The organism is Bacteroidales bacterium, from assembly GCA_018334875.1.
Taxonomy (GTDB): Bacteria; Bacteroidota; Bacteroidia; order Bacteroidales; family UBA12077; genus JAGXLC01.
Genome location: JAGXLC010000382.1, coordinates 1 through 3,848 on the forward strand (window position 1 = coordinate 1; position 3,848 = coordinate 3,848).

Below are 3,848 nucleotides of genomic sequence, written 5' to 3' on the forward strand. Positions count from 1 at the left end.
TCACGTATTCGTTGTGGATTAGGGGCTAATGGGCATCCCACACATCCTAATCTCTTAAAATTATAAGGAGGATCATAAATATATGGATAAGGCAAATTATTTTCCTTAATGTATTCCCAGATCTCATTACTTGTCCATTCTAAAATAGGATTCACTCTTGTGGTGCCTTGATGCCTATCATCACACATTTCTGGCTTATATAATTTTCTTTTATATCCTTCCTCCCATCTAATACCTGTCAAATTTCTTTTTTCTACACCAGGGCTTTCTTTTAAGTATTCACAACACCATCTTCTAATCCGGGATGGGAAACCTTTTTCTTGAATTAATTTATAAAAGGATTTTTCAGGATTTTTTATAACCACCTCAGGATAATTATCCCGAATAAACTTAATATGTAAAGGAGGATCAAGGGTTGTGTTTGAATATGTAGCCTTGAAATTTACCCCAGACTTTTTTGCTAAATCTAATAGAACAATACTATCCTTACCTCCTGAAAAACCTAAATTATAAGGTTTCCTTGGTATATATAAATCCTGAATAAGTTTAGTTGATCTTTCTATCTTATTATTTAATGATTTCATATTTTAAAAAGGTAAAAAATCATAACCAATCTCTTCCATCTGTTCCTTCCCGGCTCTCAAGGAACAAATACTATCCCATCCGTTATAAGTCAACAGTTTTTCTTCTCCTCCGGGTTGCTTCAACAATTCATATATTTGGTTGAAGGCATTGCCATTCTTTCTATCCTTTGCTATGAGATAGGGATGTATCTCTGAGTCATAATCCACCACACCAAACCTTTTGTAGACCTCAAATTTCAGACTATTCACTCCCGGGCGATTGTCCAGGGTGTGAGAGGCAAGCATGGTGTCAAATTCCATCCCCTTAATCTCCGTCCCATGCAGGCGTTTCCTGGCCCAATGAATTTCGTGTTTCATGTTAGAACACACTTTACCAATGGCTGGGTTTTCCAGTAAGCGAATCAGGGGCATCTTGTCTTTTTTGCTATTGGGAATGCGAAAGGCGTAGGCGTTATTCTCATCGTAAGCTACAGCGCCAGAAACTATACGGTGCCCCTGGGCATGAGGCTTTAGTCCGGTTGTTTCCCAATCCAAACCAACAAGATCGGTATGGATGTCATCCAGTGGGGAAAGATCCTCAATGATATGAATGTTGGGGGCATAGAATCGGGGAGGTTTGGTCCCGGCAAGTGACAGAGCCCGTTTCAAATCTTTTTTCCAGAGATTATAGGCAACATCTTCTTCTGTTCGCTCAACAAACGATGGGTGAAAGACCGGGCAAACCCAGGCTTTATGATCCCGATCTGGGATGTTCCAACCCCTCCATTTCATCACACCACCAAGATCCTTTTGCCATCGATGTCCCAGGAAACTAACAAGGGCTGATTTACCAAATAACACAATCACGTCGGGCTTATATTCTTCCAACACTTTTGAAACTATAACGTTACGACAACAAGCTACCTGGAAGTCTGAAGGAGTTTTATTCCCTATCGGCCGACAATTGACTGAATTGATATTCAGACAATCCTCAAATATATCCACCCCGAGTTCCCGGTAAGTTCTTTGCAATAGCCGACCCATCTTTCCTTGCCATTGCCTGCCTTTTTTATCCTCTGTTTCCCCAGGAGCTTCCCCGATGTTTAGTATCCTTTTTTTGAAATTACCATAAGGTTTCATCTTTGGAGATAGGACATCTTTATACAATCCACACGACACGCAGGAATAACTTCGGCGGGCATCAGGGCGATTTGATTTGTTTTGTTTTTCAAAGAAACCTCTCATTGACCTGTCTTTTTAATGGCATCTGTTAGTTTTTTGATCTCCTCCTGGGTCACTTTCGAAGGAGATTTGACCCGTCTTTGATCTATGGTGGTTATGTAGGCGATGTCATCCTTCGGCCAAAGTATAGAACTATTTTTACCCCTTCTCAACTCTACGGAATGTTTTCCCCATTTGATTTTTCTGATGTAATTGATGGGAATGTCCTTTTTGAATCTCAACGAATGTATATTTGCTTGATAATACATCTTTATTCCTCCTTATTTTGCAATACACTTACATATTCCCATCCTTCTCCCTCAAACTTCAGGGCATTTTCCCCTACCACACACTGGGGAGTCTCCGCCAGTATATCCTGCAGTAGGTAAGGGGCGATAATAAAGCCAATCGGATCGCCATCGTATTTTATTGGGGATTTCTCCTCAAATGATCCAGCATCGGATCTCCCCTTCACCCATAATTTGCCCTTTGTGATACTAATCTCCACCTTTTCATCCAGAAGATTATCCCGGCGGGCAAAAATGGAGGCCTTATCAATACTATCAATAACGGATGCGGGGAAGTTTACTTTCACTCCTTCTATCTCCATAAACGGGGATATATCTTTGTATTTATTTTTATAGATCCGGGAAGAAAGTATTGTACCATCTGCATTGGAAAAATGCACCCATCCGTCACCAGGGGCAATGTGAGTTGGTTTAATTCGAAGCACTTCTCTAATGGAAGTGGCTGGAATCAGGAAAGTGTCAATGGGCATATTTTCTCCCATGAAACATCGGGCAATTCTAAAACGGTCAGTTCCTTCGATATATCCCGTTTTTGTAATATGAGTGCAAGTCAATACTGGATCAGACATATCCCTTGAACAAGCCGACATAGCAAATTTTGCAAATCGATTGAAGTCCGCCGGCAATTTTTTCCACTTACCAGTTTCCCCTATTTCCTTTTTAAAAGGTAATGTGATTTCCTGTTCAAGAGTGAAACTGGCCTTAGCCCTCCCGGCTTTTAGTTTGACCTCATTACCTTCAATACTGACATCAACTTCGTCTTTTTTTAACTTACCAAGCAATTTGTATAATTCCTCTGCCTGAATGGCCCCTTCTATTTCCAAGTCCTCTACGGGATGAGACAGGCTAATTTCATCATTATAGGTTATTACCTTTCCTTCCTGGAAAATGAAAGAGGTGGTTTGTTCAATCTGTTCTTTGCTCGCCAGTCCTGGACGGACGGTTTCGATGGCTTTCTGTAGTTGTTGTTTGTTTATTTTCATTTTTCTGGATTTTTGCCGGTTTCACAATATACCCATAGTTGCTTCTTATTGATTCCCTGCTCAGTTAAAAAGTGATAACTTACAAGTCTTCTTTTGCCTTTTGCTTTAGTTAGACTTTCTCCTTGCATTTTCTCAAGTAACCAAGTTGCCAGATATATTTTCATAATAATTCCTTTAAATAGTCAATTTTAGTTATATCAAAAACATTTTTAATTAAAGGATGTGAGGTTTCAATAGACCTTACTTTTCCTTTAAATTGTAATCGAGTTTTATTGCTGTTTGTTCCCATTTTCCATTTCCAGTTATTTATAAAAATATCAATATGTATAGGAATCGAAATGTTGATTTTTCTCTTTCCTTTTTTTTCATGCTTATCAACAACAAGTATATAGTAATTTAGGTGAGATAAAATCATCAAATATTGCTCAGGTTGATTTATGAAGTCAGAAGGAACTTTAAAATAAATCCCACTTTTACCTTTAAATAAAAATCTTATTGGGATTTTTTGCCCAACTTCTTGTTTAGTTAAAAAATAATCTACTCCCATCGCTTTTTTATAAAAAGTTCTGTGTATTCTGTTAGGCAAAACGTTATTGGTGGACTTAACTTTTATATCCATCAAAACCTGATACGGGTGCATTTCATCTAAACGATAAGCAGAAGTAGCCATGAAGGAATTTATATAATCAGCTACCATTCTCCTATCGTTTAAACCTTTAATATAATCGTTATTATATTTCATAGGTCAAAATAATCCTTTATTTTTAGGTTCA

General features: G+C 38.2%; 6 protein-coding genes. All 6 read right to left on the reverse strand.

Going from position 1 to position 3,848, the window contains the following annotated elements; translation table 11 throughout:
* Positions 1–584, reverse strand: a 584-nt coding sequence (locus KGY70_18425) for a phosphoadenosine phosphosulfate reductase family protein (protein MBS3777178.1), incomplete at its 3' end; no start/stop codon positions are given.
* 3 nt (positions 585–587) lie between these two features.
* The gene (locus tag KGY70_18430) at positions 588–1,808 is read right to left on the reverse strand and encodes a hypothetical protein (GenBank protein ID MBS3777179.1); all 1,221 of its coding nucleotides are present in this window, start codon (positions 1,806–1,808) and stop codon (positions 588–590) included.
* On the reverse strand, positions 1,805–2,053 hold the full coding sequence (locus KGY70_18435; GenBank protein ID MBS3777180.1) for a hypothetical protein: 249 nt from the start codon (positions 2,051–2,053) through the stop codon (positions 1,805–1,807). Before KGY70_18435 ends, KGY70_18430 begins: the two co-directional genes overlap by 4 nt.
* 2 nt (positions 2,054–2,055) lie before the next feature.
* The gene (locus KGY70_18440) at positions 2,056–3,075 is read right to left on the reverse strand and encodes a hypothetical protein (protein ID MBS3777181.1); all 1,020 of its coding nucleotides are present in this window, start codon (positions 3,073–3,075) and stop codon (positions 2,056–2,058) included.
* Positions 3,072–3,239, reverse strand: coding sequence for a hypothetical protein (locus KGY70_18445; GenBank protein MBS3777182.1), 168 nt, complete (start codon positions 3,237–3,239; stop codon positions 3,072–3,074). The genes KGY70_18440 and KGY70_18445 overlap by 4 nt, the downstream gene beginning before the upstream one ends.
* Positions 3,236–3,817: a hypothetical protein gene (locus tag KGY70_18450; GenBank protein ID MBS3777183.1), complete on the reverse strand. Its 582-nt coding sequence runs from the start codon at positions 3,815–3,817 to the stop codon at positions 3,236–3,238. Before KGY70_18450 ends, KGY70_18445 begins: the two co-directional genes overlap by 4 nt.
* Positions 3,818–3,848 lie beyond the last annotated feature (31 nt).